Here is a 25,378-nt window from a genome sequence, read left to right on the forward strand (position 1 = left end):
GGTTGACGCATGGAATTCGTCAACCGCAAGTTGACGGAAGCTACGACTGTCGCAGGGTGTCCCAGTCGTGCTCGGTTTCCAACTGCTCGATCGCCTTGGCGGTGCGCTCTTTCAGCACGATGGTCACGGTCAGGGCGAGCAGGCCACCGACCAGCAGTGCGACCCAGGAGAACCGGGCCAGCCATTTCTCGGCGGCCACGCCCAGGTAGTAGACGACGGCCGTGGTGCCGCAGGCCCACACGATGCCGCCGGCCGCGTTGGCGGCCAGGAAGCGCGTGTAGTGCATCTTGAGCGCCCCGGCCAGCGGCCCGGCGAAGATGCGCAGCAGTGCGACGAAGCGGCCGAAGAAGACGGCCCAGACGCCCCAGCGGCTGAAGAGTCGGCGGGCCAGTGCGACGTGGCCGGGGCCGAAGTGTTTGGGAAACCGCCGGCCCAGGCGTTCGAACAGTGACATGCCGAACCGGCGGCCGATGCTGTAGCCGATCGAGTCGCCGATGATGGCGCCGGCCGCGGCGGACAGTCCGACGCCCATCGGGTCGATGTCCAGCGTGTGGCGGGACGACATGACGGCGGCCGTGACCAGAATGATCTCGCCCGGCAGGGGAATGCCCAGACTTTCGAGCCCGATCACGAGCCCGACCACGAGATACACCGCCACCGGCGGGATCGATTGCAGCAGCGCGTCGACGTCCATGCCGCTAAGGATGCACTACTACGGCGTAGCTGGAGGTGCGGGCGCCGCCGGTGCGGGTGCGGGCGCCGGCGCCGGAGCGCCGCCGCCTCCGCCGAGGGTGCCGAGAATCGCGATCGCGGCGCGCGCCTGCGGCGAAATGTTGGGACCCGGTCCGGCGGAGTCCGGCGCGGCATCGGTGACGTGCCACGGCTGGCAGCCGCTGGTCTTGAACGCCTTGTCGGTCTCATCGATCAGCACGACCTGCGCCTTGGCGGTCATCGCGCTGTCGATGACGTTGTTCTTGGCGTGCGGGTCCACGTTGTTCATCCGCCGCCAGTAGCAGCGCTTGTCGCCGACCGGTCCGGCGGTGGCGTAGGTGCCGGGCGCGATGTCCTTGCCCACGATGAACAGCCCGTCACCGTCGATGCTGGTCTTCGGGCCTGCGGCGGGAGCCGCGGGACCCGGGGAAGCGGGCGTGGGGTCGGCCACGGCAACCGCCGTCGATGCGCCCCAGCTCACCACGGCCAGTGCCGCGGCGGCGGCGATCGACGTCTTTGAGCTCATGACGACAAAGTTTAGCTCTTCTAGCAATGTGTGTGGGGCGCTGAGTGGCGGAGAAAACAGCGCAGGGCGTGGGCCGTTGCGGCCCACGCCCTGAAATGTCTCTCGCGAGATCAGTGCTGCGGTGCGAAGACGCCGCCGACGAGGCCGACGAGCTGCTGCGTGGTGTAGGTGCCGAGCTGGCCGGCGCCCTGGTTGTAGTAGGTGCCCGCGGTGCCGGCGGCCTGGTTGTACCACGTGCCGGCCTGGCCCAGGGCCTGCAAGTTCTGGGTGCCGAACTGGCCGAGGGCCTGGTTGATCTGCGTACCGAACTGGCCGATCTGCTGGTCGGGCGTGGTGTCTGCGGCAGCTGAGCCCGCACCGGCGAGCGCGATGACCGCGGCGCCTCCAGCGAGAGCAATCGATCCTGCGATGCGAGTGGTGATGTTAGCCATGGTTGGTGTCCCTCCTGGAGCGAAACTCGCTTACAGCAAACATTTGTAGTCCACATTCGGGCATTGCGCAACCAATTGAGCGAACTTTGCTGAAATGTTGATGTAACAGATTTGGATTTGCTGACTGAAAGTACGAGTCGGCCCGCCTGTTGCCTGATGGGGCTGGTGTGGCACGGGGCGGATTCACTCGGCCGATCGCGGAGATTTGGGCGGCAAGTGATGTGAACTGCGCTGATGCCGGTGTCGTTACGTCAATTGAGTAGGCGGCCCGCCGACCGGTGCGCGCGGCTGCGCAGGTGTCCGCGGTGAATTAGCTGGCGGATCCGTCAACATCGGCCGATGGCTATTGGTAGCACCGTCCTGAGCTAGTTCATCGAAGGTCGGCAGTAAATCGTTACGCACCGGCTGAGGTAAATCCTTCAGCGTTCACTGTGACAGCGCCTTCGGGGCGTTGAGTGGTGGTGGGATGCCCTGGCGGAGAGGGCTGCAAACACGTAGGCTATGACTGTCTGACCAAAGGAGTCATAGCTATGGCGGTGGCGTTCACGTCCGACGAGAAGGCGCGCATTGCGGGCACCCTGGTCGATACGGCCGAGCAGCTCTTCGCCGCCCAAGGGCTGAAGAAGACGTCGCTGGATGAACTCGTCCGGCCGGCGGGGATCGCCAAGGGCAGTTTCTACGCGTTCTTCGACTCGAAGGAGTCGCTCTATCTCGAGGTGATGCTGCGGCGGGCGCCCCGGATGGGAGCTCGGCTCAGAGAGGTGCTGGGTCGGTCGGTCGACGAGGAGAACCTCGTCTGCCTCATGCGTGCCATCACTGATGTGCTCGTCGACGATCCGTTCTATCGGAGGCTGCTGACGCATGCCGACGAGCTGACGGCGGTCAGCCGCCGCGTCGGGCCCGAGCAACTCGCGCGCGTCATGCCGCAGATCGTCAGCCCGGTGCTCGATTACCTCGCGGCCGGCCAGCGGGATGGCGTCTTGGTCGACGACATCGCCCCGGACACCCTGCTGGGCGTCATCCGGACCGTCGGTCTGCTGGTGATGAACCGTGACCGGTTCGGCGCCGGCTACGACGACGTGCTCGAGGCGACCATCCGAACTCTGGCGAGGGGAATGCTGCGATGAAGCTCTTGGACAAGTACGCCCGCGCCGCGGGCATGAGCGACGAGGCCTGGCGGCGCCACGCCAACCCATGGAGCGTGTGGACGCGATTCGCCGCCATCCCGCTGATGATGCTCGCGATCTGGAGTCGCGTCTGGATCGGCTGGTGGGCCCTGGTGCCCGTCGGCGTGGTCATCGCGTGGTTGTGGTGGAACCCGCACGCGTTCGCGCCCGTCGACAAGCCGGTCGCCTGGTCCTCCCGCGGCATCTACGGCGAGCGGCTGTGGATGCAGGACCGGTCGCAGATGCCGGCGGGATTCGCTGTCGTCCAAAGAATTTGGGTCGCCGGCGCGGTGACCGGTGCCGTGTTGCTGACGTGGGGGCTCGGCGCGCTGCTCATCTGGCCGACCGTGTTCGGCGCCGTCCTGGTGGTGTACGGGCAGCTCTGGCGGATCGACCGGCTGGGCATCTTCTACGACGAGGTGGCCGCCGGTCGGTGACCGGACTCTGTTATCTCGTTTCGGCATCGTGTGGGGGAGCGCTGCGCGAGAATATGTCGATGCGCGAGTTCAGCGAAGAGCGAGCGATCGACGACGTCGTGGCACGCCTGGCGGCGCGCTATCCGGCCCTTGATCCCGCGCAGATTGCCACCGCGGTTCGGCGTGCGCATGAAGGCTTTGCGTCCTGCACGGTGCGGGACTTTGTGCCACTTCTTGTCGAGCGGCACGTCCGTGAAGAACTGGATGAAGGCCTGCGGGCCGCCGCGGTCTGAGCCCGCGGCGGCGGGCTCCGCTCAGCCCTCGCAGGCGATGCCGTCGTTGTCGCGGTCCTGGGACGCCTTGTAGTCGGGATCGCCCTGCGGAATGTTGTACCGACCGTCGGCATGAGCTGCCGAACAGTTCTTGTATCCGGATGCCTGCGCGACGGGGGCGATGGCCACGCCGGCAGAGGTGATCAGGGCAGCAACGATCAACGCACGCAACATTTCGACCTCGGAGAGTTAGCTCGGTTCGGCAATATGCCGATATTGCGAGCTGGACGTTACAGCCATCATCACTGGCCTGTACGTGGATTCGAGGAAAAACAGCGCGATGGTACGAATATATTGCGGGTTGCTGGGTGCGGGTAAAAGAAAGGCCCGATTCGAAAACCGGGCCTGTCGTGAAACTCTGGTGCGCGATACTGGGATTGAACCAGTGACCTCTTCCGTGTCAGGGAAGCGCTCTCCCGCTGAGCTAATCGCGCCGGGTTGAAACTCTTGGAGGTGGAGACGGGAATCGAACCCGTGTGCACGGCTTTGCAGGCCGTTGCCTCACCACTCGGCCACTCCACCACTGGGGCTGATGCCATTCGCACCTTCGAGCGGATGACGGGATTCGAACCCGCGACCCTCACCTTGGCAAGGTGATGCGCTACCAACTGCGCTACATCCGCGTTTCGCTCCGGTTGAACTTTGTTCGTCCGTTGCGATGCAAGACATTAGTGCACGAATGCGAGCAGATACAAATCGCGTGAAAACCGCTGGTAAACGGCCTGGTTCGCAGAGGTGACGGCGTCTTGGCCGGTGTTTCGGGCGTTGTGTCCCGTGACTCCTGAGGCGGCGTGGTGGTGGGTTCGGTCGGTCCCGGCGGGCGTGGTCCGGCGTCGGCGGGACGCGATTCCCGTTCGGGTCGCGGGACGTGTTAGTGTCTGTCGTCGCACCGATCCGGTCGGTGAGATTCCCCGGTCTCGTAGCTCAGGGGGAGAGCGTCCGCCTCACACGCGGAAGGTCACTGGTTCGATCCCAGTCGGGACCACCACACAATCCCACCGTCACGCATCGTCGGGCATGACGGTTTCCCATTGCCCGAACTGCTGCAGATTCACACTGACGGCCAGCTTGATCGAGGCGGCATTGTCCAGCCGGCATCGGTATTGCGGCTCGAATCCCTGCGTGAGCGCGTAGCGAAACATCTCACGTACCAACGTGTTTGCGTGTCCTCGGCCTCGTGCGGAGTCCAGAGTCAGTACTCCGATGTCGGCCAGCGGAACCACGTCGTCCCACGGGTACATGCTGCCGATGCTGGCGAGGCGCCCGTGTCCGTCGAATGCGCCGAACACGGCCCAGTGGTCGAGCTCGACGTACGCCTCGTCCCAGTCCCGTTCCGGCACAGCCGCTTTGAACGACGCAAAGATGTCGGCGTCGCGATCGGTCAGTGGGCGGACGTTTGCTGATCCGGTGTCGCGGAGAATGTCGTCGGCCGCCGATTCTGAGAGATAAAACACATTGTCGGCGCCGTTCAGCATGACGCCCCGGGTGGCCAGTGTGGCTCTGATGTCGGCCTCGGTCGGATTGCCGAGTGCGGCAATGTCATTGGTCAGCGCGTCGGCGACAGCGGGGCTCACGGCGATCGACACCAGGTCGTCGTCGGCCGTCCGCAGGATCGCGGCGCGATCGTCGTGGGCGCGGTCGGGGTTGACGGTGATCGTCAGATGTTCGTTGGTGTGCAACGTTTTTCCGCTGAATGCGGCGGCCCAGTAGTCGGTGATGACCGGCGAGAAGTCGGACACGGCTGAACTCCCGGGGGCGCTGGCGGGTTGACCTGGACAAGTCGCATCTTTCAGAGCCTTCGCTCGATCGGCAACGCATTTTCTCGGACTGCGGCACCCGCCTGCTAGCCTTAATGAATATAGTTTTCATTATCGTTAACGGGGCGGGGGATGCGTGATGGCAATGCCGGTGTGGATGGCGTCGCCGCCGGAGGTGCATTCGGCACTGCTCAGCAGCGGTCCGGGTCCGGGTCCATTGCTCGCGGCCGCCGCCGAATGGTCCTCGCTCGGCGCGACCTACACGGCAGTCGCCGAGGAGCTTCGGGCCGTCCTCGCGGCTACGCACGCGGGAGCGTGGCAGGGGCCGACCGTCGAGAGATATGTGGCCGCACACGTTCCGTATCTGGAGTGGCTGACCCAGAGCGGCCTGGAAAGCCACGCCCGCGCAGCCCGACATGAGGCCGTCGCCGGCGCCTACAGCGCCGCGTTGGCCACGATGCCCACACTCGCCGAACTGGCCGCCAACCACGCCACGCAGGCAGCACTGGTGGCCACAAACTTCTTTGGTATCAACACGATTCCCATCGCGGTCACCGAAGCCGACTACGTCCGCATGTGGGTACAGGCCGCGACCGCGATGGCGACGTACGAAGCCGTTTCTGAGGTGGCAACGACATCCGCGCCGCACTCCACGCCCGCACCGCAGATCGTGGCGCACGACGACCACGATCACGACCACGACCATGACCATGACCACGACCATGGCCACGGCGATCTGGACCCGACCGATCTGGAATGGTGGTTCGACGTCGGCGCCGAGATGGGCGAGCACCTCGAACTGTTGTGGAACAACTTGCTGACCGACCCCGCCGCGCTGCTGACCAATCTGCCGATGGTGTTGGCGGACGTGACTTTCCATGCCTCTCAACTGGCTTCGGTGCTGGGCCAGTTCGCGCCGGCGTTGATTCAGCCGGCACTTGGCCTGGCGATCGCCAACCTCGGTTGGGTGGCCGGTTTCGCGGGGCTGGCGGGCATCCAGGTGCCCCCGACGGCGATCGGTGCGGAGCCGCTGCCCGCGGCGCAGGAAACGCCCATGCCCGCCATCGCCACGGCCCCGACGCCGAGTCCGGTGTCAACGGCCGCCCCCGCGTCCGGCCCGGCAAGTGCCTCTGCACCGGCGCCGACCGGCACGGTGTCGTCGCCCGCCACACCGGCACCCAGTGCACCGCCGCCAGTGGGCGACCCCGGCTTCCCGTATGCGGTCGGTGACGGTTCGGGAATCGGCGCGAGCGCGTGGCTTCAGCGTCAGACGCGTGTCGACGCCGCCGCGTCGGCGCGGGAGTCCGCGACGGCCCGAGAAGCCTCGGCTGCTGCGGCGGCGGCCCGGCAGGCGCGCCGACGCCAACAAGAAGGTGACGCTGTCGAATATATGGACCTCGACGTCGCCCCGGAATGGGCATCCGGCGCATCGGACAGCGGCGCCGGCCCTATGGGGTTCACCGGAGCCGTATCGAGGGCGGGAACGACCCCGGCCGGATTGACGGCGGTGCCCGGCGACCAGTTCGGCGACGGCGCGCGTGCGCCGATGCTGCCGAGCACCTGGAGTCCCGATCACGCCGACTGACGGTCAGGCTGACACCCAGCCGCCCCACTCCTCACCGCGGAACACCCGACCATCGTCAATATCGAAGTGCCGCAGGAAGATTTGCAGGGCCGGCTGCATCTGGAAATGCAGGTCCGTCATGGCTTGCGCGATCTCGGGCGTCATCGGATCGTGGTCGGGCGGCTTCTGCGCCGGGATCAGGCCCAGCGTCAGCGCCATTTCGATCTGGTAGAAGGTGAAGTCGCCGTACGGCCGTTTGGGGTCGGCGCCGGGGATGTCCTCGTCGTCGTAGGGATCCGACAGCTCCCAGCTCATTCGCGCGAGTAGGGCGCGGTGTCGGTCGGTGAAGTCGAAGTCCGCTTCGTCGGTCAGCTGCGCGACAAACGGCGAATATCCGATATCGGCCGGGGGTCGCCGATATCGATACGTGCCGGTCGCGCACCCGCCGTGGGCAGCTGCAATCCGCAGCAGGTGCAGATCGTCGGGCTCAGGTTCCCAGCCCGGCGGGAAGCACGGCGCACCGGCCTCGGTGCCGTCCCAGCCGACCACAACGCGGCGAAGCCGTTCCGTATGGTCTGTGTTCCAACGGATCTCCATGCGCGTCTAGGCGGATTCGTTCTTCTCGACCTTGTCGGCTGCGGCCAATGCGTTCAGCTGGTTCTGCAGCAGCTGCATCGAGGTGCGCGCGTAGATCATCTGGCTGGTGATCGCCATCTGCGCGCGCCCGCGGCCCAGGAAGGTGACGAACCAGGTGAACAGTGTCGTCACGCGGTTCTTGTATCCCACCAGATAGACCAGGTGCAGCACCAGCCACGACAGCCACGCGAACGGTCCGGCGAATTCCAGCTTCTTCTTGGTCAACGGCACCGGCACTTGGGCGACCGCGTCGAACCGCGACACGGTCGCCATGCTGCCCTTGTCCCAGTACTTGAAGGGCTCGCGGTTGGCCGGGTCGTCCTGGCCGGCCAGGGACCGCTTGATGATGTCGGCGGCGTAGGTGGCGCCCTGGATCGCACCCTGCGCCATGCCCGGCACGCCTGGGACGGCCATGAGATCGCCGATGACGAAGACGTTCGGGTGCCCCTTGACCGTGAGGTCGGGTTCGACCACGACGCGCCCGGCCCGGTCGGTCTCGGTGCCGTCGGACTGCTCGGCGATGAGCTTGCCCAGCGGGCTCGCCTGCACACCGGCCGACCAGACCTTGCAGGCGCAGTCGATGCGGCGCTCGGTGCCGTCCTTGTCCTTGACGGTGATGCCCTTGTAGTCGACGTCGCTGACCATCGCGTTGAGCTGGATCTCGACGCCGAGCTTCTCCAGGCGTTTCTGCGCCTTGGCGCCGAGCTTGGGACCCATCGGGGGCAGTACCGCGGGCGCGGCGTCCAGCAGGATCACGCGGCAGTCCTGCGGCTTGATGCTGCGGAACGCTCCGGCCAGGGTGCGCTCCGCCAACTCGGCGATCTGCCCGGCCAGTTCGACGCCGGTCGGCCCGGCGCCCACGACGACGAACGTCAGCCGGCGGTCGCGTTCCGCCGGGTCGGTGACCACCTCGGCGGCCTCGAACGCCCCCAGGATGCGACCGCGCAGTTCGAGGGCGTCGTCGATGGTCTTCATACCGGGCGCGAACGTCGCGAAGTGGTCGTTGCCGAAGTAGGACTGCTGGGCGCCGGCCGCGACGATAAGGCTGTCGTACGGCGTGACCGTCACTTGCGACATGAGCTTGGAGGTGACGGTCTGTGCCTTCAGGTCGATGTGCTCGACCTCGCCGAGGCGGACCGTGACGTTCTTCTGCTTGCGCAGGACCAGTCGCGTCGTGGGCGCAATCTCGCCTTCGGACAGGATGCCGGTGGCGACCTGGTACAGCAACGGCTGGAAGAGGTGGGTCGTCGTGCGTGAGATCAAGGTGATGTCGACGTCGGCACGTTTGAGGGCCTTGGCGGCCTGCAGGCCACCGAATCCCGATCCGATGACGACGACGCGATGACGCTGGGACGCGATGGTCATGTGGCTCCTTCGGGCACAACGTAGGACCGAACGACAGGGCCAACATACTGGGAGTTGACGAACTATGGGCGGCAACGGGTTGACCTGCGGTGGAACGCCATTGGCCGGAACACGTTTGCGGGCGGGCTGAGCGGGAATCGCAATAACGATGAACCATTGGCACTACGGCAATTACGCCCCACCGCACCCGATCCCGCCGGCACTGCCGAGAGCGGACCGGGGCGACTTCACGGTGGCCGGGCATTGGCTCCTTGCCAGACTCGGGAAACGGGTATTGCGGCCCGGCGGCATGCATTTGACGCGCGCGTTGCTGGACGATGTGGACGTCAGCAATGCCGATGTCGTCGAATTCGCGCCCGGCATGGGGCGTACCGCGGCCGAGATTCTGGCCCGTGCCCCGCGTTCGTACCTGGGTGTGGAACAGGACCGTGATGCCGCCGACACCGCCGCTCTGGTGGCGGGGCAAGACAATGTGCGGGTCGGCGATGCCGCACATACGGGCTTGCCCGACGGCAGCGCGGATGTGGTGATCGGCGAGTGGCTGCTCACCCTGCACGACGCGGACGCCAAAGAGGCGATCGTCGCGGAAGCCGCGCGGTTGCTGCGCCCGGGTGGTCGCTATGCGGTGCACGAATTGGCGATGGCGCCCGACACCCACGCCGAGGCTGCCGACATCGCGGGTCAGTTGGCCGGCGCCGCGCTGACCAAGATCCGGCCGCTGACGGTGGCAGGGTGGGAGCAACTGCTGGCGGATGCGGGGCTGACGGTCGAGCGGGTGCGGATCGCGCGCGCCTCACCGCTGGCGCTGCGACGCCAGATCGCCGACGAAGGTGTCTGGGGCGCAATCCGTTTCGTCGCGAAGCTCGCGGGGCATCCGGAAGCCCGTCGCCGGGTCAGGCAGTTGCGGGTGTCCTATGCACGACATCGCGCGGATCTGGCGGCCGTTGGGCTGGTTGCCTACAAACCGGCCGGCTAGCGGGCAGCCGGCAGCTCGATGCCCATCTGCTGCAAGGCTTTTCGCATGGAGCTGTCGCCGCGGTCCAGGTAGCCGCTCAGCTGGTCGAGCGACGCGTCCGCCGTGCCCGGCGTCATCATCGTGCAGACGCGGGCGAACGACCGGAAGTTGTCGATGCTGTCCTGCAACGACGAGTTGACGTCCGCGTCGGGAGTCGGCAGATTCTTGCTGAGATCGTCCAACGTGCCTTGCAGTTTCGTGCAATCCCGCGACATGGCGACGAAGTCGTGCGCGGTCATGGCTTCCCCGACCGTGCCGAGCGTGCCGCCCAGGCTGGAAACCGAATCGGTGATGGGGCGTTGCCACTTGAGGTCACCTGGCGCGCCGGCCTGTCCCGGCACGGTCTGCGTGCAGGCACTGAGCAGTACGCCTGCCACTGCGAGTGCCGCGATTCGACGCATATAGCCAGCGTAGGCGAGTTGGTGGTCGCATGAGAGTCTGGCTGCATGAGACGCACAGTGTTCGCGGCGGCGTCGGTGCTGGTCGTGGCGGTGGTGGCAGCATGCAGCTCGCCGCAGGAGAAATCCACGCCGAAGGCGCTGACGGTGTGCAGCACCGGCGATTATCGCCCGTTCACCTACCGTGACGCCGCCGGCGAGTGGAGCGGCATGGACATCGATCTGGTCCGGGATTTCGCCCGAGAATCCGGTGTGGACCTGCATCTGGTGCCCACCACCTGGCCGACGCTCATGGCCGACCTGGGGCAGAAATGTGAACTGGCGGTCGGAGGCATCAGCGTCACCGCAGACCGGGCCGCCAAGGCGCTGTTCTCCGACCCGTATCTACGCGACGGTAAAGCTGCGATAGTGCGGTGCGCCGATGCCGCGAAGTACCGCTCGCTATCCGACATCGACCGTGGGGGAGTGCGAGTGGTCGCAAATCCCGGCGGTACCAATGAACAATTCGACCGCGCCAATCTGCAACACGCCACCATCATCGAATATCCGGACAACAACACCATTTTCGATCAGGTCATCGAGGGCAAGGCCGACGTCATGATCACCGACGGCAGCGAAATCCGCTGGCAGGTCACGCAACATCCGCAATTGTGCGGAGTGTCGACAGACCAGCCGTTCACCGTCGCGCAGAAGGCCTACCTGATGCCCAAGGATGCCGTGTCGCTGCAACAGCGAATCAACAAGTGGCTCAGCACTATTCAAGGTGATGGCAGCTACGCGGCGGTCAGCCGCAGGTGGCTGGGTGCGGACATCGGGCCGAAGTAGCCGGCCTAGCGCAGCGCGCCGTTGATGACCGGTTTGTCGATGATGCCCATCTCCACACCCCATTTGGTGGCGATCTCCCGGTATTCACCGGTCTGCATCAGATGTTTGAGCGCCGCCTGCAACGCGGCAGCGAGCGACGAGCCCTTGGCCACCGGCCACCCGTAGGGCTGCGCATCGACGATGCCGCCGGCCGCTTCCAGCTTGCCGCCGCTCAGTTTGATGGCGTAGCCGGTGACGGGCGAGTCGGCGGCCATGGCGTCGACGGTGCCGGCGAGCAGTGCAGCGGTGACGCCGTCCTGGCCGGCGATCGGGACGATCTCGATGGGTGCCACGCCGGCCGCCACGCATGCCGCGCTGCGGGCCGGCAGGTGGTCGGTCTCCTCGACCGAGCCGAGGTGCACGCCCACCCGTAATCCGCACGCCGCGTTGGGATCCACACTCGATCCGGCCCGCCTGGCCCACAGCACGCCGGCCTTGAAGTACGTCACGAAGTCGGCTGACTTCTCCCGCTGTTTGGTGTCGGTGGTCGAGGACGCCCCGACCGAAATGATGCCGTCATGCACCGAAGCGACGATCTTGGAGATGCCGATCTCCCGGAACTCCGGCTCGAGCCCGAGGACCCGGCTCACCGCCGTCATCAGGTCGACGTCGAAGCCCGTGAACTTGCCGTCGGGCGCCTTGAATTCATTTGGCGCATAAGGAATGTTGACTCCGACGACCAGTCGGCCCGAATCCTTGAGATCGGCAGGTAGCTTGGCGGCGATCGACGGCACCGAACCCGACGGCCCGACCTGGTGTTGCCGGGACCAGTAGAGCCATGCCGTTCCCGCGCCGGCGGCCAGCACGATCACCGCGCCGACCGCGACGACGATCTGCCGGGTGCGGCGCTTCGGTTCGTCGGTCTGCACCGCATGGCGTCCCGAGCCCGTGCGCGTGCCGGTGCGGCCCGATACGCGGACCTGCGCGCTCAGTGCGGCGCGGGCGTCCGCGGCGAGTTCACCGGCGTGCTGGTAGCGCTTGCCGGGTTTCTTGGCCATGCCTTTGGCGATCACGTCGTCGAATGCCGCGAGCCGCCGGTCGACGTCAGAGGGCTTCGGCGCGGGCGCGCTGACGTGCCCGGCGATCTGGTGCTCGAGACTGTCGGCCGGGTACGGCCGCCGGCCGGTGAGGCATTCGTACAGCACGCAGGTCAGTGCGTAGATGTCCGAGCGGGGGTCGGCCTGGCCGCCCTCGAACCGCTCGGGCGCCATGTACGCCAAGGTGCCGAGAGTGCTTCCGGCCGTGGTCAATCCGTGCTCACCGGCGGTGCGGGCGAGGCCGAAGTCGATCAGGTAGGCGAAGTCGTGATCGGTCACCAGGATGTTGGAGGGCTTGATGTCCCGGTGGATCAACCCGGTTCCGTGCGCGGCATCCAAGGCTGCGGCGATCTGCTCGATGATTCGGACGGAGAATTCGGGGCTCGGGCGATGCTCGGTGTCGGCCAGGATCTCGGCGAGGGTGCGGCCTTCGATGAGCCGCATGTCCAGATAGAGCTGGCTGTCGATCTCGCCGTAACCATGAATGGGGACGACGTGCGGCTCGTTGAGGCCCGCGGCGGCCTGCGACTCGCGCTTGAACCGCTCCTGGAACACGGGGTCCTTGGCGAGGTGCGGCGGCAGCACCTTGAGCGCGACGGTGCGCTGGGTATTCGTGTCGTAAGCGACGTAGACCTCGCCCATGCCGCCGCGGCCTATCAGTTCGCGCAGCTCGTACTGCCCGAATCGCGTCGGCTCCACCCAGCACTCCTTGGCGTGTCAGTTTCGTGTGAAAGCTACAACACGTGGTCAGCAGTGGCTGGGTGAATCACAGTCAGGTCGTCTGGCAGGGGGTGTGCGGGCTGATCGGCCGGAGGTGTCGCGTTGGCCCCTCTTCGGTCCCGCCGACGCGCGCCATTGCAACAGTGCCTCCGCTGCCTGTCAGAAGTTTGAATCAGTAGAAGCATTGTGATTCGAACATGTGTTCGATACAATTGGGCATGGGAATCGCACCGGATCTCAGCACCAGCCTCGACGCCCTCCGTGGCGTGCAGGTCCCCGACGAGATGTGCCGCGACGATGCCGTCGCGGTTATGCGGGTGCTGCTGCTCATCCGGGGTGTGGTCGATTATCTGGCGGCGACGGTGACCGGGGTGTTGGATCGCCGCGGGGCGGCCGCCGCGCAGGGCCGGACACCGCGGGAGCTGTTGATGGCGTTGGGGTGTGCCCCGTCGGTCGCGCAGCGGCTGGTCCGGGTCGGCGCCGCGTTACCGGCATTACCCACATTGGCGGCCCACGCCGCCGACGGCGCGATCTCCGGGGAACATGTCGATGCGATCGTCAAGGGCATCAACCACATACGCGCCCGCGCACCCGGACCGGTCGACGACGCCGCCCGCTTCGCGCAGGTGACCGATCTGCTGGGGCAGTTCTTCTCCGGCGCCACCCCCGCCGACATCGACAAACGCGCCCGCCGGTTGGGCAACCGGGTCGCCGCCGCCGGAGGCGGGCTGCCGGCTGCCGAGGACCGGTCGATCAACACCGCCGACCACCGCATCACCAGCGACGGGCGCGTGCAGATCCGCGCGGACCTGGATGCCGAAGTCGGGGCCAAGTACATCGCGGCGATCGAACAAGGGTCGGCGCCGCGGCCCGAATCCGACGGCACCCCCGACATCCGCACGGCGGGCAGGCGGCGGGCTGATGCCCTGGAGGCGGTGTTGGACATCGCGGCCCGCGGCGGGGACGTCGCTTCCGCGCCGCGCACGCAGCTACTGGTGACCGTCCCGGCGGACGCCCCGGATTTGGCCACGTTGGAATTCATCGGGTCGATCAGCACCATGACCCTGGAACGAATCTGCTGCGACACCACCGTCACCACGATCATCGTCGACGGCGAACACGTACCCCTCGATATGGGGCGCGAGAAGCGGTTGTTCCCGGCGCACCTGCGCAAAGCGCTGTATCTGCGGGATCAGTGCTGCATCAAATGCGGCGCCCCACCCGGACGCACCCACGCCCACCACATCATCCACTGGACCCACCACGGTGAGACATCACTAGCCAACGGGTGTCTGCTGTGCCCGGCCTGCCACGCCAACGTTCACCACGACGGCTGGGATGTGGTCATGGGACTGGACAAACACCCCTGGCTCATCCCACCCGCGGCCGTCGACCCACACCGAAAACCCATCCCCGCCTACAACCGCCGCACCATGCACCTCGACCACGCAGCTGCCTAGCACGCAAAGCATTGCGCACCTTGACAACTCAACAGTGACAACACATCGCGGGCCTGCCGCTTCAGCGGCGGAGCGGCAGGCCCGCGCACCGGCCGAGCCGCCCGATCGCTCAAACGGCGCGCAGGTAGCGCTGCGCGATCACCCGCTGGGCGACCCGTGAGACCGGAGCTCCAAGCCGGCTCCACCAGAGCGCCGGCCGCGAGAACGCTGTCGCTTCGGCGAAGACTGCGTCGGTGGCCGGGTCGTAGCGCACGCTGAACAGTTCCTCGCCGGATTCCGGGTGACCTGGCAGTGTCCCGTACGCGAATCCGCGCCGGTCGGGTTCGTCGACGACGTACACCACGCGGCATGGGACCTGCACGGGTCCGAGACGGCCCAGCATGTCGGTGCCCGCCGCGGCGGTGACGGTGGTCGCCTCCACCCGCATGCCGACACCCCGCTGCATACCCCACCGCAGGACCGCGCCGGCCGCCTCGTCGAATCGTGCTCGACCCGAACCGATCCGGGCCTCCGCGTGCACGTGGTGGTAGCCCTCCGGCAGTTCGCCGGCGGTCGCCCCGACGTCGGGGTAGGTGAATGCCAGCCCGGCCAGGTCGCTCAGTCGCATAGGGCCACCTTGCCACCGTGATAAGAGAAACAGGTGGATAAGCATGCCGGTGGAGGATTCAACCCGCCCAAACCGACCACCCAGGGCGGCCCGGACTACGGCAGGTTCGTCGAATCCGTCCGCATGGCCGGCGACCACGCGCGCGGCGCTGATGCACCGGACGACGTCATCACCGAGGCCGCGAACCTCATCGAACAAGCCAACGCCCTGCTGGCGCCGTACCGCGCCGACGAGTGGCACTCACCTTCGGGCCGTCGGCTCGACCTGCCCAACCGCGGCAACGTCCTGAACGTGCCGTCGGATCTCAAGGTCACCGATGACGGCCGGATCGCCGGTCCCGTCCGCTTCCGGCGCTTCCACCTCGGCCGCAACGGTGCCGCGCACGGCGGGTCCATCGGGCTGCTGTTCGACTCGGTGCTGGGGCATGCCGCCTACCGCCTGACCGACAGCCCGTTCCAGCGCACCGCCTACCTGCACATCAACTATCGGCAGATCGTCCCGGTCGAAAAAGACCTGCACGCCACCGCGACGCTGGAGCGCGTCGAGGGCCGCAAGATCTTCATCACCGGCGCGCTGCTGGACGGCGACACGGTGCTCGCCGACGCCGAGGCCCTCTTCGTCAGGCTCAAGCCGGGTCAGCCTTGAGGCGGCGCTGGCCCGCGAAGCGATGACCGGTGCCGATAGCATGGTCGCGATCGTCACCTAACCAGTAGGAGTGTCTCGATGACCGCCGTCGCCAGCCCCGCACCAGCAGCCCCGATCCGGGTCGCTGCCGGGACTACCGCCGGCGCCGCGGTCCGCGAGGCCGGGCTACCGCAGCGCGGCGAGGTCGACGCCATCGTCGTCGTCAAGGACGCCGACGGCCGCCTGCGCGACCTGTCCTGGACCCCGGACGTCGACGTGGAGGTCATCCCGGTCGCCGCGAACACCGAGGACGGCCGCAGCGTCATCCGCCACTCGTGCGCCCACGTGCTGGCCCAGGCCGTGCAGGACCTGTTCCCGGAGGCCAAGCTCGGCATCGGCCCGCCGATCACCGACGGCTTCTACTACGACTTCGACGTCGCCGAGCCGTTCACGCCGGAGGATCTGGCCAAGCTCGAGAAGCGCATGCAGAAGATCATCAAGGATGGTCAGCTGTTCGACCGCCGCGTGTACGAGTCCAAGGAGCAGGCCCGCGAAGAGCTGGCCGAGGAGCCGTACAAGCTCGAACTGGTCGACGACAAGTCCGGTGACGCCGACATCATGGAGGTCGGCGGCGACGAGCTGACGGCCTACGACAACCTCAATCCCCGTACCCGCGAACGGGTTTGGGGCGACCTGTGCCGTGGCCCGCACATCCCCACCACCAAGCACATCCCGGCGTTCAAGCTCACCCGCAGCAGCGCCGCGTACTGGCGCGGCGACCAGAAGAACGCCAGCCTGCAGCGCGTCTACGGCACCGCCTGGGAGTCGCAGGAGGCACTCGACAAGCACCTCGAACTCATCGAGGAGGCGCTGCGCCGCGACCACCGCAAACTGGGCGTGGAGCTGGACCTGTTCAGCTTCCCCGACGAGCTGGGCTCGGGCCTGCCGGTGTTCCACCCGAAGGGCGGCATCGTGCGCCGCGAGCTGGAGGACTACTCGCGCCGCAAGCACCAGGAAGCCGGCTACGAGTTCGTCAACACCCCGCACATCACCAAAGAGCAGCTGTACATCACCTCGGGTCACCTGGAGTGGTACGCCGACGGCATGTACCCGCCGATGCACATCGACGCGGAGTTCAACGAAGACGGCACGCTGCGCAAGCCGGGGCAGAACTACTACCTCAAGCCCATGAACTGCCCCATGCACCACCTGATCTTCCGGTCGCGGGGGCGGTCGTACCGCGAGCTGCCACTGCGGCTCTTCGAGTTCGGCAGCGTGTACCGGTACGAGAAGTCGGGCGTCGTCCACGGCCTGACCCGCGTGCGCGGCATGACGCAGGACGACGCGCACATCTACGTCACCCGTGACCAGATGCGCGACGAGCTGACCACGCTGCTGCAGTTCGTGCTGGATCTGCTGAGCGACTACGGCCTGGATGACTACTACCTGGAGCTGTCCACCAAGGACCCGGACAAGTACGTCGGCTCCGACGAGCTGTGGGACGAGGCCACCGAGACCCTGCGCGAGGTCGCCGAGGCCTCCGGACTGGACCTGGTGCCCGACCCGGGCGGCGCGGCGTTCTACGGCCCCAAGATCTCCGTGCAGGTCAAGGACGCGCTGGGCCGCAGCTGGCAGATGTCGACCATCCAGCTGGACTTCAACATGCCCGACCGGTTCGAGCTGGAGTACACCGCGGCCGACGGCAGCCGGCAGCGTCCGGTGCTCATCCACCGCGCGCTGTTCGGGTCCATCGAGCGGTTCTTCGGCGTGCTCACCGAGCACTACGCCGGCGCGTTCCCGGCCTGGCTGGCACCGGTGCAGGTCGTCGGCATCCCGGTCGCCGACGCGCACCTCGACTACCTGTACGACGTTGCGGCGCAACTGAAGTCGCGCGGCATTCGCGTCGAGGTCGACGGCAGCGACGACCGGATGGCGAAGAAGATCGTGAACCACACCAATCAGAAGGTGCCGTTCATGCTGCTCGCCGGTGACAAGGACATCGAATCGGGTGCCGTCTCCTTCCGGTTCGGTGACCGCACCCAGGTCAACGGCGTCCCGGTGGCCGAGGCCGTCGATCTCATCGCCGGGTGGATCGCGCGTCGCGAAAACGCTTTCCCGACGGCAGATTTGGTGAACGAGGCGCGGGGCGCACAGGCGTGACCGAGGATCGGAGCATCGTGGACCCCGGCGTCGGAGACGCCATTGTGGACCGGGGTGTCGGTGACGTCGACTACCTGCAGCGGCTGTGGACGCCGCACCGGATGAGCTACATCGTCGACGCTCCGATGAAGGGCGGCGAGGGCACGTCCGCGGGCTCGAAGCAGCCCTTCATCGACATTCCCACGATGTCCGACGAGGAAGGCCTGATCGTCGCGCGCGGCGAGCAGGTGTACGCGGTGCTCAACCTGTACCCGTACAACCCGGGACACCTCATGGTCGTGCCCTACCGCAAGGTGTCGGAGCTCGAGGACCTGACCGAGGCCGAGAGCAGCGAGCTGATGGCGTTCACCCAGAAGGCAATTCGCGTGATGAAGGCCATCTCGAACCCGCACGCGTTCAACGTCGGGCTCAACCTGGGCACCTCGGCCGGCGGCTCGCTGGCCGACCACCTGCATATGCACGTGGTGCCGCGCTGGGGCGGCGACGCCAACTTCATCACCGTCATCGGCGGTACCAAGGTGATCCCGCAGCTGCTGCGCGACACCCGCAAGCTGCTGGCCGACGAGTGGGCGGCGCAGGACGGGGCAGGGGCGAGCGGAGCGACGGGAAGGACTGAGGACGCCCCGTGAGCGACTTCTACCTCCTGACCCGCGCGGCCTACACCAAGTTGAGCCGCCCGCTGGCCCGGGGAGCGCTGCGCATCGGCCTGACGCCGGACAGCGTCACCGTCCTGGGCACCACCGCGTCGGTCGTCGGCGCGCTGACGCTGTTCCCGACGGGGCACCTCTGGTACGGCGCCCTGGTGGTCTGGTTCTTCGTGCTCGCCGACATGCTCGACGGCGCCATGGCCCGCGAACGCGGCTACGGCACGCGACTCGGTGCGGTGCTCGACGCGACCTGTGACCGCATCGGTGACGGCGCCGTGTTCTGCGGCCTGCTGTGGTGGATCGCGTTCGAGATGCACGACAAGCCGCTGGCCGTCGCCACGTTGATCTGCCTGGTCACCTCGCAGGTCATCTCGTACATCAAGGCCCGTGCCGAAGCCAGCGGACTGAACGCCGACGGCGGCTTCATCGAACGCCCCGAACGGCTGATCATCGTCCTGGTGGGCGCCGGCTTCTCGGACCTGCCGATCCATCCGCTGCCGCTGGCGCTGCCCATCGCGATGTGGCTGCTGGCGGTGGCCAGCATCATCACGCTGGGCCAGCGGGTCGCCTCGGTGCGCCGTTCGCCGGGCGCCGACCAGCCGCTGCCGTCGAGTGCGCCGTCGAAGGAGCAGCCATGAGCGTCCCCACCGGCGGTGTGCCGTCCTTCGGGGGTTTCGACGTCCCGATGGGCGAGCAGCTCAAGGACCTCGGCTATGCCGCGGGTTGGGGGCTGATCCGGACCATGCCGGAGTTCGCCGCCCGCAACATGTTCGACGCCGGTGCGCTGTATGCGGCGCGCGGCGGTGGTCCCGAGCAGCTGCGCAAGAATCTGGCCCGCGTGCTGGGTGTGCGGCCGGCCAAGGTGCCGGGCCGCGTCATCCGCGCCTCGCTGGCGTCGTACGGCCGTTACTGGCGGGAGGCCTTCCGGCTGCCGTCGATGAACCAGCGCACGCTCGGGGAGAGGCTCCGGCACTGCCTGGTGGGTACCGACCACATCGCCCGCGGGCTCGAGAACGGTAACGGCGTCATCCTGGCGCTGCCGCACAGCGGCAACTGGGACATGGCCGGTGTCTCGGTGGTGCACCAGTACGGCAAGTTCACGACGGTGGCCGAGCGTCTCAAACCCGAGTCGCTGTACAACCGGTTCGTCGAGTACCGCGAGTCGCTGGGATTCGAGATTCTGCCGCTGACGGGGGGAGTGCGCCCGCCGTTCGACGTGCTGACCGAGCGGTTGGAGGCCAACCGCATCGTCTGCTTGATGGCCGACCGGGACCTGTCCCGAAATGGCGTGCAGGTCAACCTCTTCGGCGAGCCGACCCGCATGCCCGCCGGCGCTGCCAAGCTCGCGCTGAAGACCGGTGCGACGCTGCTGACCGTGCACTGCTGGAACAAGCCCAACGACTGGCAGTTCGACATCTCCGGGCCGGTCGACACCTCGAGCGGCGACGTTGCGACCATCACGCAGGCTCTGGCCACCCGCTTCGAAGCGGGCATCGCCGCGCACCCCACGGACTGGCACATGCTGCAACCGCAGTGGCTGGCCGACCTGTCCGAGGAACGTCGGGCCCGGTTGGCCGGGAACGACTGATGCGCATCGGCATGGTGTGCCCGTACTCGTTCGACGTACCGGGCGGCGTTCAGGCACACGTGCTGCAACTGGCCGAGGTGATGCGCGGCTACGGCCACACGGTCAGTGTGCTGGCGCCCTCGTCGGCCGAGACGCACGCCGACCTGCCCGACTACGTCGTCTCCGGCGGCAAGGCCGTGCCCATCCCGTACAACGGGTCCGTGGCGCGGCTGCGATTCGGGCCGGCCACCCGCCGGATGGTCAAGCGCTGGATCGTCGAGGGCGACTTCGACGTACTGCACCTGCACGAGCCCAATGCCCCGAGCCTGTCGCTGCTGGCGCTCATGGTGGCCAACGGCCCGATCGTCGCGACGTTCCATACGTCGACCACGAAGTCGTTGACACTCAACGTCTTTCAGGGAATTCTGCGGCCCTGGAACGAGAAGATCATGGGTCGCATCGCGGTGTCCGATCTGGCACGGCGCTGGCAGATGGAAGCCCTTGGCTCGGATGCTGTCGAGATTCCCAACGGCGTCGACGTGTCGGCGTTCGACAACGCGCCGCTGCTGCCCGGCTATCCGCGGCCCGGCCGCACGGTGCTGTTCCTCGGCCGGTTCGACGAGCCGCGCAAAGGCATGCAGGTGCTCGTCGGCGCGCTGCCCAAGCTCGTGGCGGCCTGCCCGGACGTCGAGGTGCTGGTCGTCGGCCGCGGCGACGAGGAGGCACTCAAGGAGACCGTCGGCGAGCATGCGGGGCACCTGCGGTTCCTCGGTCTGGTCGATGATGCCGAGAAGGCGTCGGCGATGCGCAGCGCCGACGTCTACTGCGCCCCGAACACCGGCGGCGAGAGCTTCGGCATCGTGCTGGTCGAGGCCATGGCCGCGGGTACACCCGTGGTGGCCAGCGACCTGGACGCCTTCCGGCGCGTGCTGGACCAGGGTGCGGCGGGCCGGCTGGTGCCGGTCGACGACGCCGAAGCCCTCGGCGAAGCGCTGGTCGAGATGCTGTCGAACGACGCCGCCCGCCGCCGGTACGCCGAGGCGGCCGCCCAGGCGGTGCGGCGATACGACTGGTCGGTGGTCGCGCAGCAGATCATGCTGGTCTACGAGACGGTGGCCGGATCGGGGATCAAGGTCAGGGTGGAGGCCTGATGAGCTGGCTGCTGATCGTCGCACTGGTCTTGCTGGTGCTCACGGTCCTGTTCACCGTCGTGTGGGCCTATCAGACCGCGCATCGGCTCGACCGGCTGCACGTCCGCTACGACCTGTCGTGGCAGGCTCTGGACGGGGCGCTGGCCCGGCGCGCGGTGGTGGCCCGGGCCGTCGCCGCCGACGCGTACGGTTCCCGGCCGGCGGGCCGCCGTCTCGCGGCGCTGGCGGACGAAGCCGAGCGGGCACCGCGCGCGGCCCGCGAGGCCGCCGAGAACGAACTGTCGGGAGCCCTGGCGCAGGTCGATCCGGCATCCATCCCGGTCACCCTGGTCGCCGAGCTCGCCGACGCCGAGGCCCGGGTACTGCTGGCCCGCCGCTTCCACAACGACGCCGTGCGCGACACCCTCGCCCTGCGCGAGCGCACCCTGGTGCGCTGGCTGCACCTGGGTGGAACCGCGGCCATGCCAACGTATTTCGAGATCGTCGAGCGGGCGTCGCGGCACGAGCCCGGCGCGGTGGGACGACGCACGTCGGCCCGCGTGGTGCTGCTGGACCAGGACGGGCAGGTGCTGCTGTTCTGCGGCAGCGACCCGGCCGCCGACCCGCTGATGGCGCCGCGGTGGTGGTTCACCGTCGGGGGAGCGGTCGAACCGGACGAATCGCTGCCCGACGCGGCAGCCCGTGAGGTGGCCGAGGAGACCGGGCTGAAGGTCGACCCGGCCGATCTGATCGGCCCGGTGTGGCGGCGTGAGGCGGTGTTCGAGTTCAACGGGTCTGTGATCCGCAGCGAGGAATTCTTCTTCGTGTACCGCACCTCACGATTCGAGCCGGTGACCACCGGTCACACCACGGTCGAACGGCAGTCGATCCACGCCCACCGCTGGTGCGACGCGGCGGTCATCGCCCGGCTGGCCGCCGATGGTGAGACTGTCTACCCATTGCAGCTCGGCGAATACCTTTCCCTCGCAGGCGAATTGGCGGACGGGAAGGCTCCGGCGGCGATGGCCGGCCCGGCGCCGCAGACCATCCGCTGACCTGCGCGGATAACCGATTTGGTACGGCCACTAGACTTGGCGGGTACCAAATTCTTGAGGGAGATTGCAGTGGATACCGCAGCGGACAACAGCGGTCAGACGGGCACCGCCCGGGTCAAGCGCGGCATGGCCGAGATGCTGAAGGGCGGCGTCATCATGGACGTCGTAACACCCGAGCAGGCGCGCATCGCCGAAGGCTCAGGCGCCGTAGCCGTCATGGCGCTCGAGCGCGTGCCCGCCGATATCCGCGCGCAGGGTGGCGTCTCGCGGATGAGCGACCCGGACATGATCGAGGGCATCATCGACGCCGTCACCATCCCGGTGATGGCCAAGGCCCGCATCGGCCACTTCGTCGAGGCGCAGATTCTGCAGAGCCTCGGCGTGGACTACATCGACGAGTCCGAGGTGCTGACCCCGGCCGACTACACCCACCACATCGACAAGTGGAAGTTCACCGTGCCGTTCGTGTGCGGCGCCACCAACCTGGGTGAGGCCCTGCGTCGCATCAACGAGGGCGCGGCCATGATCCGCTCGAAGGGTGAGGCCGGCACCGGTGACGTCTCCAACGCCACTACGCACATGCGCAAGATCGGCGGCGAGATCCGTCGGCTGACGTCGCTGTCGGAGGACGAACTGTACGTTGCCGCAAAGGAATTGCAGGCGCCGTACGAGCTGGTGGTCGAGGTCGCGCGGGCCGGCAAGCTGCCCGTGACGCTGTTCACCGCCGGTGGCATCGCCACCCCGGCCGACGCCGCGATGATGATGCAGCTGGGCGCCGAAGGCGTGTTCGTCGGTTCGGGCATCTTCAAGTCGGGTGACCCGGCCGCTCGTGCCGCGGCCATCGTCAAGGCCACGACGTTCTACGACGACCCGGACACGCTGGCCAAGGTGTCGCGCGGTCTGGGTGAGGCCATGGTCGGCATCAACGTGGAGGACGTGCCGGAGCCTCATCGGCTCGCAGAGCGTGGCTGGTAAAACCAACAGGTGGCAATCGAGCAGATACTCGACCTCGAACAACTCGAGGTCAACATCTACCGCGGCAGTGTCTTCAGCCCGGAATCGGGTTTTCTGCAGCGCACTTTCGGTGGCCACGTAGCCGGTCAGTCGTTGGTGTCGGCGGTGCGCACCGTGGAGCCGAAGTACCAGGTGCACTCGCTGCACGGGTACTTCCTGCGTCCCGGTGACGCCCGCGCACCGACGGTGTACATGGTGGAGCGCATTCGCGACGGTGGGTCGTTCTGCACCCGCCGCGTGAGTGCCATCCAGCACGGCGAGAACATCTTCTCGATGTCGGCGTCGTTCCAGACCGACCAGTCCGGCATCGAGCACCAGGACGCCATGCCGGTGCCGCCGCCGCCCGACCTGTCGAAGGGCTTCCGGTCCGCCGGGGCGTTCGACGACGCCGGGTTCGCCCAGTTCGCCGAGTGGGACGTGCGCATCGTGCCGCGCGACCAGGTGGCCCGGGTGCCCGGCAAGGCGTCGCAGCAGCAGGTCTGGTTCCGGCACCGCGACCCGCTGCCCGACGACCACGTCCTGCACATCTGCGCCCTGGCCTACATGAGCGACCTGACGCTGCTGGGTTCGGCGCAGGTGAATCACCTTGAGGTACGCAAACATATGAACATCGCCTCGCTGGACCACGCCATGTGGTTCATGCGGCCCTTCCGGGCTGACGAATGGCTGCTGTACGACCAGTCGTCACCGTCGGCGACCGGCGGCCGGGCGCTGACGCAGGGCAAGATTTTCAACCAGTACGGCGAGATGGTGGCCGCTGTGATGCAGGAGGGACTGACCCGCTACAACCGCGGCTTCGTCCCACCGGCGGAGTGAGCCCGCACGTCGGTGTCCTGGCCTTGCAGGGGGACACCCGAGAGCATCTGGCCGCCCTGCGCGAGGCGGGCGCCGAGGTGTCCACGGTCCGGCGCCTTACGGAGCTGAATACCGTTGACGCCCTGGTGATCCCGGGCGGGGAGTCCACCGCGATGAGTCACCTGCTGCGCGAGCTGGAGCTGCTGGAGCCGCTGCGCGAGCGGCTGGCCGCGGGGATGCCGTGCTACGGATCGTGCGCCGGCATGATCCTGCTCGCCACCGAGATCAACGACGCGGGCGTGCCGGGCCGTGAGGCCCTGCCGCTACGCGGGATCGATATGACGGTGCGGCGCAACGCCTTCGGTCGTCAGGTCGACTCGTTCGAAGACGACCTCGACTTCGTCGGCCTCGACGATCCCGTCCACGCGGTGTTCATCCGGGCGCCCTGGGTCGAGCGCGTCGGACCCGACGTCGAGGTGCTGGCCCGCGCGGCCGGACATCCCGTCGCCGTCCGTCAGGGCCGCATGCTCGCGACGTCGTTCCATCCCGAGGTCACCGGCGACCGGCGCATCCACAAGCTCTTCGTCGAGTCCCTCGGCCGGTAGCGCGGTCGCGCGCGACTACGACGTCTTGCGCCACCGTCCGAGGTACCCGTATCCGGAGAACGGGTCAGAACCGGCGGTCAGCCGTCCGGCATAGTTTTGGTCGTAGATCCTGCCGTTGTACCAGGTGGCAATGTGCCCTTGCGGCAGATAGGCAAACCGCGGATCCTGTTGCCACACAAGGATGTCGCCATCGCTGAAGTCTCTGCCGTTGCTCCAGGTGAACCCGCGGGACTGGAGTTCGTTGCCGCCCCTGCCGCCGCTGCGGTAGTCGATCGCGTTGCCCCACGAGCCTGCGGCGATGCCGTAGACATCGCTGAGGTACCGCTTGATCAGCGTCACGCACTGGCCGTCGCCGATCTGCTGTCCGTTGGTGTTCGCGACGAAGGCGGCGATCCCGCTGGTGGGTTGGGCAGCCGCGGGGGCCGCTTGGCGGCTGTCGCCGCAGACGCCCGTCACGTCGTTGAGTGTTCCGGTTTCGATGTCCACGTCGGCCACGAAGTGGCCGTCCGAGGTCTGGTACCAGAGATTGTCCCATCCGCCGGGGATGTTGAAACTGAAGAAGCCCTTGACGTTCTGTCCGCGCTTCGAGCAGACAAGAGTCAACTTGTCGCCGACGTTGTACCAACCTTCTTGGTGCGAACTGAGATTGGCGTCGCTCATCCGCTGGGTCCGCGCCTTCACGGTGGCGACCGGGTCGGCGTGGGCCACGGCGGTCTGCATCAGTACGGGCAACATCAGTCCCGCTGCCACTGTCACCCTGGCAATTTCGATAACCC

Annotated in this window: 28 protein-coding genes and 4 tRNA genes; 18 read left to right on the forward strand and 14 right to left on the reverse strand. The window is 67.3% G+C overall.

From position 1 onward, the window contains the following. Nucleotides 1–40 precede the first annotated feature (40 nt). From ACJH6J_RS19485 to ACJH6J_RS19495, 3 genes are all read right to left on the reverse strand, one after another. The gene (locus tag ACJH6J_RS19485; RefSeq protein WP_135356912.1) at nt 41–694 is read right to left on the reverse strand and encodes a DedA family protein; all 654 of its coding nucleotides are present in this window, start codon (nt 692–694) and stop codon (nt 41–43) included. A gap of 18 nt (nt 695–712) precedes the next feature. After that, nucleotides 713–1,237: a hypothetical protein gene (locus tag ACJH6J_RS19490; protein WP_135356913.1), complete on the reverse strand. Its 525-nt coding sequence runs from the start codon at nt 1,235–1,237 to the stop codon at nt 713–715. A 110-nt stretch (nt 1,238–1,347) separates the two neighbouring features. Beyond that, nucleotides 1,348–1,668, reverse strand: a complete 321-nt coding sequence (locus ACJH6J_RS19495; protein WP_135356914.1) for a hypothetical protein — start codon at nt 1,666–1,668, stop codon at nt 1,348–1,350. Between the two features lie 530 nt (nt 1,669–2,198). Between ACJH6J_RS19495 and ACJH6J_RS19500 the strand changes: the two genes are divergently transcribed. Genes ACJH6J_RS19500 through ACJH6J_RS19510 form a run of 3 tightly spaced genes read left to right on the forward strand, consistent with a single transcriptional unit; the run spans nt 2,199 to nt 3,543 of the window. Continuing rightward, nucleotides 2,199–2,795: a TetR/AcrR family transcriptional regulator gene (locus ACJH6J_RS19500; RefSeq protein ID WP_135356915.1), complete on the forward strand. Its 597-nt coding sequence runs from the start codon at nt 2,199–2,201 to the stop codon at nt 2,793–2,795. Continuing rightward, nucleotides 2,792–3,271: a DUF6653 family protein gene (locus ACJH6J_RS19505; protein ID WP_135356916.1), complete on the forward strand. Its 480-nt coding sequence runs from the start codon at nt 2,792–2,794 to the stop codon at nt 3,269–3,271. The genes ACJH6J_RS19500 and ACJH6J_RS19505 overlap by 4 nt, the downstream gene beginning before the upstream one ends. A 59-nt stretch (nt 3,272–3,330) precedes the next feature. Then, the gene (locus ACJH6J_RS19510) at nt 3,331–3,543 is read left to right on the forward strand and encodes a three-helix bundle dimerization domain-containing protein (protein ID WP_135356917.1); all 213 of its coding nucleotides are present in this window, start codon (nt 3,331–3,333) and stop codon (nt 3,541–3,543) included. A 21-nt stretch (nt 3,544–3,564) separates the two neighbouring features. Here ACJH6J_RS19510 and ACJH6J_RS19515 read toward each other — a convergent pair whose 3' ends face one another. From ACJH6J_RS19515 to ACJH6J_RS19530, 4 genes are all read right to left on the reverse strand, one after another. After that, nucleotides 3,565–3,756, reverse strand: coding sequence for an excalibur calcium-binding domain-containing protein (locus ACJH6J_RS19515; protein WP_135356918.1), 192 nt, complete (start codon nt 3,754–3,756; stop codon nt 3,565–3,567). 185 nt (nt 3,757–3,941) lie between these two features. Further along, nucleotides 3,942–4,016 (reverse strand) — tRNA-Val (locus ACJH6J_RS19520). Nucleotides 4,017–4,030: 14 nt separating this feature from the next. After that, nucleotides 4,031–4,104: transfer RNA gene (locus tag ACJH6J_RS19525), tRNA-Cys, on the reverse strand. Nucleotides 4,105–4,132: 28 nt separating this feature from the next. After that, nucleotides 4,133–4,205, reverse strand: a tRNA-Gly gene (locus ACJH6J_RS19530). A gap of 290 nt (nt 4,206–4,495) precedes the next feature. Here ACJH6J_RS19530 and ACJH6J_RS19535 point away from each other — a divergent pair. Beyond that, a tRNA-Val gene (locus tag ACJH6J_RS19535) sits at nt 4,496–4,570 on the forward strand. Nucleotides 4,571–4,583: 13 nt separating this feature from the next. Here ACJH6J_RS19535 and ACJH6J_RS19540 read toward each other — a convergent pair. Beyond that, complete coding sequence (locus ACJH6J_RS19540) at nt 4,584–5,321, reverse strand: GNAT family N-acetyltransferase (protein WP_135356919.1); 738 nt, start codon at nt 5,319–5,321, stop codon at nt 4,584–4,586. A 154-nt stretch (nt 5,322–5,475) separates the two neighbouring features. Between ACJH6J_RS19540 and ACJH6J_RS19545 the strand changes: the two genes are divergently transcribed. Continuing rightward, nucleotides 5,476–6,924, forward strand: a complete 1,449-nt coding sequence (locus ACJH6J_RS19545) for a PPE family protein (RefSeq protein WP_406802369.1) — start codon at nt 5,476–5,478, stop codon at nt 6,922–6,924. Nucleotides 6,925–6,927: 3 nt separating this feature from the next. Here ACJH6J_RS19545 and ACJH6J_RS19550 read toward each other — a convergent pair whose 3' ends face one another. Together ACJH6J_RS19550 and ACJH6J_RS19555 are read right to left on the reverse strand one after the other, a co-directional pair. Beyond that, the gene (locus tag ACJH6J_RS19550) at nt 6,928–7,500 is read right to left on the reverse strand and encodes a hypothetical protein (protein ID WP_406802368.1); all 573 of its coding nucleotides are present in this window, start codon (nt 7,498–7,500) and stop codon (nt 6,928–6,930) included. 6 nt (nt 7,501–7,506) lie between these two features. Next, nucleotides 7,507–8,904 (reverse strand): NAD(P)/FAD-dependent oxidoreductase, encoded by a 1,398-nt coding sequence (locus ACJH6J_RS19555; RefSeq protein ID WP_135356921.1) that lies wholly within the window; start codon nt 8,902–8,904, stop codon nt 7,507–7,509. Nucleotides 8,905–9,052: 148 nt separating this feature from the next. On the opposite strand from ACJH6J_RS19555, the gene ACJH6J_RS19560 reads away from it, so the two are divergent. Next, nucleotides 9,053–9,880, forward strand: coding sequence for a class I SAM-dependent methyltransferase (locus ACJH6J_RS19560; protein ID WP_406804413.1), 828 nt, complete (start codon nt 9,053–9,055; stop codon nt 9,878–9,880). Here ACJH6J_RS19560 and ACJH6J_RS19565 read toward each other — a convergent pair. Beyond that, nucleotides 9,877–10,320, reverse strand: coding sequence for a hypothetical protein (locus ACJH6J_RS19565; protein ID WP_135356923.1), 444 nt, complete (start codon nt 10,318–10,320; stop codon nt 9,877–9,879). The genes ACJH6J_RS19560 and ACJH6J_RS19565 overlap by 4 nt on opposite strands. Before the next feature lie 45 nt (nt 10,321–10,365). On the opposite strand from ACJH6J_RS19565, the gene ACJH6J_RS19570 reads away from it, so the two are divergent. Continuing rightward, nucleotides 10,366–11,142 carry a transporter substrate-binding domain-containing protein gene (locus tag ACJH6J_RS19570; RefSeq protein ID WP_135356924.1) on the forward strand — a complete coding sequence of 259 codons (777 nt, stop codon included), beginning with the start codon at nt 10,366–10,368 and terminating at the stop codon, nt 11,140–11,142. Between the two features lie 5 nt (nt 11,143–11,147). Here ACJH6J_RS19570 and ACJH6J_RS19575 read toward each other — a convergent pair whose 3' ends face one another. Beyond that, a complete protein-coding gene (locus ACJH6J_RS19575) occupies nt 11,148–12,917 on the reverse strand; it encodes a bifunctional serine/threonine-protein kinase/transporter substrate-binding domain-containing protein (protein WP_135356925.1) in 1,770 nt (589 codons plus the stop codon). Nucleotides 12,918–13,156: 239 nt separating this feature from the next. On the opposite strand from ACJH6J_RS19575, the gene ACJH6J_RS19580 reads away from it, so the two are divergent. Next, entirely contained in the window at nt 13,157–14,398 is a 1,242-nt protein-coding gene (locus ACJH6J_RS19580) for an HNH endonuclease signature motif containing protein (protein ID WP_135356926.1), read from the forward strand. Between the two features lie 109 nt (nt 14,399–14,507). Here the strand turns inward: ACJH6J_RS19580 and ACJH6J_RS19585 are convergent, their stop codons facing one another. After that, nucleotides 14,508–15,005 (reverse strand): DUF1990 family protein, encoded by a 498-nt coding sequence (locus tag ACJH6J_RS19585; RefSeq protein ID WP_135356927.1) that lies wholly within the window; start codon nt 15,003–15,005, stop codon nt 14,508–14,510. Nucleotides 15,006–15,038: 33 nt separating this feature from the next. On the opposite strand from ACJH6J_RS19585, the gene ACJH6J_RS19590 reads away from it, so the two are divergent. The 10 genes from ACJH6J_RS19590 to pdxT all read left to right on the forward strand — a co-directional run bounded on the left by ACJH6J_RS19590 (nt 15,039) and on the right by pdxT (nt 24,602). Then, a complete protein-coding gene (locus ACJH6J_RS19590; protein WP_135356928.1) occupies nt 15,039–15,650 on the forward strand; it encodes a PaaI family thioesterase in 612 nt (203 codons plus the stop codon). 78 nt (nt 15,651–15,728) lie between these two features. Then, entirely contained in the window at nt 15,729–17,789 is a 2,061-nt protein-coding gene (thrS, locus tag ACJH6J_RS19595; protein ID WP_406804414.1) for a threonine--tRNA ligase, read from the forward strand. Beyond that, nucleotides 17,786–18,418 carry an HIT domain-containing protein gene (locus ACJH6J_RS19600; protein WP_244602313.1) on the forward strand — a complete coding sequence of 211 codons (633 nt, stop codon included), beginning with the start codon at nt 17,786–17,788 and terminating at the stop codon, nt 18,416–18,418. Before thrS ends, ACJH6J_RS19600 begins: the two co-directional genes overlap by 4 nt. Continuing rightward, a complete protein-coding gene (pgsA, locus tag ACJH6J_RS19605; protein ID WP_135356930.1) occupies nt 18,415–19,074 on the forward strand; it encodes a phosphatidylinositol phosphate synthase in 660 nt (219 codons plus the stop codon). The genes ACJH6J_RS19600 and pgsA overlap by 4 nt, the downstream gene beginning before the upstream one ends. Next, nucleotides 19,071–20,024 (forward strand): phosphatidylinositol mannoside acyltransferase, encoded by a 954-nt coding sequence (locus ACJH6J_RS19610; protein ID WP_135356931.1) that lies wholly within the window; start codon nt 19,071–19,073, stop codon nt 20,022–20,024. Before pgsA ends, ACJH6J_RS19610 begins: the two co-directional genes overlap by 4 nt. Beyond that, on the forward strand, nt 20,024–21,154 hold the full coding sequence (locus ACJH6J_RS19615; protein ID WP_135356932.1) for a glycosyltransferase family 4 protein: 1,131 nt from the start codon (nt 20,024–20,026) through the stop codon (nt 21,152–21,154). The genes ACJH6J_RS19610 and ACJH6J_RS19615 overlap by 1 nt, the downstream gene beginning before the upstream one ends. Continuing rightward, complete coding sequence (locus ACJH6J_RS19620; RefSeq protein ID WP_209841214.1) at nt 21,154–22,188, forward strand: NUDIX hydrolase; 1,035 nt, start codon at nt 21,154–21,156, stop codon at nt 22,186–22,188. Before ACJH6J_RS19615 ends, ACJH6J_RS19620 begins: the two co-directional genes overlap by 1 nt. A gap of 69 nt (nt 22,189–22,257) precedes the next feature. Further along, on the forward strand, nt 22,258–23,163 hold the full coding sequence (gene pdxS, locus ACJH6J_RS19625) for a pyridoxal 5'-phosphate synthase lyase subunit PdxS (RefSeq protein WP_020101778.1): 906 nt from the start codon (nt 22,258–22,260) through the stop codon (nt 23,161–23,163). A gap of 9 nt (nt 23,164–23,172) precedes the next feature. After that, nucleotides 23,173–24,018, forward strand: a complete 846-nt coding sequence (gene tesB / locus ACJH6J_RS19630) for an acyl-CoA thioesterase II (protein WP_406804415.1) — start codon at nt 23,173–23,175, stop codon at nt 24,016–24,018. Next, nucleotides 24,015–24,602, forward strand: a complete 588-nt coding sequence (gene pdxT / locus ACJH6J_RS19635) for a pyridoxal 5'-phosphate synthase glutaminase subunit PdxT (RefSeq protein ID WP_406804416.1) — start codon at nt 24,015–24,017, stop codon at nt 24,600–24,602. The genes tesB and pdxT overlap by 4 nt, the downstream gene beginning before the upstream one ends. Nucleotides 24,603–24,617: 15 nt before the next feature. Here the strand turns inward: pdxT and ACJH6J_RS19640 are convergent, their stop codons facing one another. Beyond that, nucleotides 24,618–25,358 carry a hypothetical protein gene (locus tag ACJH6J_RS19640; RefSeq protein WP_406804417.1) on the reverse strand — a complete coding sequence of 247 codons (741 nt, stop codon included), beginning with the start codon at nt 25,356–25,358 and terminating at the stop codon, nt 24,618–24,620. Between the last annotated feature and the right edge of the window lie 20 nt (nt 25,359–25,378).

The organism is Mycobacterium sp. SMC-18 (assembly GCF_045310895.1).
Taxonomy (GTDB): domain Bacteria; phylum Actinomycetota; class Actinomycetes; order Mycobacteriales; family Mycobacteriaceae; genus Mycobacterium.

Bases quoted from the DNA above. Each gene is read 5' to 3' on its own strand.
- ACJH6J_RS19620 (WP_209841214.1), top strand. From the start codon at position 21,154: ATGAGCTGGCTGCTGATCGTCGCACTGGTCTTGCTGGTGCTCACGGTC.
- ACJH6J_RS19580 (WP_135356926.1), top strand. From the start codon at position 13,157: ATGGGAATCGCACCGGATCTCAGCACCAGCCTCGACGCCCTCCGTGGC.
- ACJH6J_RS19585 (WP_135356927.1), bottom strand. From the start codon at position 15,005: ATGCGACTGAGCGACCTGGCCGGGCTGGCATTCACCTACCCCGACGTC.
- ACJH6J_RS19490 (WP_135356913.1), bottom strand. From the start codon at position 1,237: ATGAGCTCAAAGACGTCGATCGCCGCCGCCGCGGCACTGGCCGTGGTG.
- ACJH6J_RS19485 (WP_135356912.1), bottom strand. From the start codon at position 694: ATGGACGTCGACGCGCTGCTGCAATCGATCCCGCCGGTGGCGGTGTAT.
- ACJH6J_RS19570 (WP_135356924.1), top strand. From the start codon at position 10,366: ATGAGACGCACAGTGTTCGCGGCGGCGTCGGTGCTGGTCGTGGCGGTG.
- ACJH6J_RS19555 (WP_135356921.1), bottom strand. From the start codon at position 8,904: ATGACCATCGCGTCCCAGCGTCATCGCGTCGTCGTCATCGGATCGGGA.
- ACJH6J_RS19495 (WP_135356914.1), bottom strand. From the start codon at position 1,668: ATGGCTAACATCACCACTCGCATCGCAGGATCGATTGCTCTCGCTGGA.
- ACJH6J_RS19500 (WP_135356915.1), top strand. From the start codon at position 2,199: ATGGCGGTGGCGTTCACGTCCGACGAGAAGGCGCGCATTGCGGGCACC.
- ACJH6J_RS19550 (WP_406802368.1), bottom strand. From the start codon at position 7,500: ATGGAGATCCGTTGGAACACAGACCATACGGAACGGCTTCGCCGCGTT.
- ACJH6J_RS19610 (WP_135356931.1), top strand. From the start codon at position 19,071: ATGAGCGTCCCCACCGGCGGTGTGCCGTCCTTCGGGGGTTTCGACGTC.
- ACJH6J_RS19560 (WP_406804413.1), top strand. From the start codon at position 9,053: ATGAACCATTGGCACTACGGCAATTACGCCCCACCGCACCCGATCCCG.
- ACJH6J_RS19510 (WP_135356917.1), top strand. From the start codon at position 3,331: ATGCGCGAGTTCAGCGAAGAGCGAGCGATCGACGACGTCGTGGCACGC.
- thrS (WP_406804414.1), top strand. From the start codon at position 15,729: ATGACCGCCGTCGCCAGCCCCGCACCAGCAGCCCCGATCCGGGTCGCT.
- ACJH6J_RS19505 (WP_135356916.1), top strand. From the start codon at position 2,792: ATGAAGCTCTTGGACAAGTACGCCCGCGCCGCGGGCATGAGCGACGAG.
- ACJH6J_RS19565 (WP_135356923.1), bottom strand. From the start codon at position 10,320: ATGCGTCGAATCGCGGCACTCGCAGTGGCAGGCGTACTGCTCAGTGCC.
- ACJH6J_RS19615 (WP_135356932.1), top strand. From the start codon at position 20,024: ATGCGCATCGGCATGGTGTGCCCGTACTCGTTCGACGTACCGGGCGGC.
- ACJH6J_RS19515 (WP_135356918.1), bottom strand. From the start codon at position 3,756: ATGTTGCGTGCGTTGATCGTTGCTGCCCTGATCACCTCTGCCGGCGTG.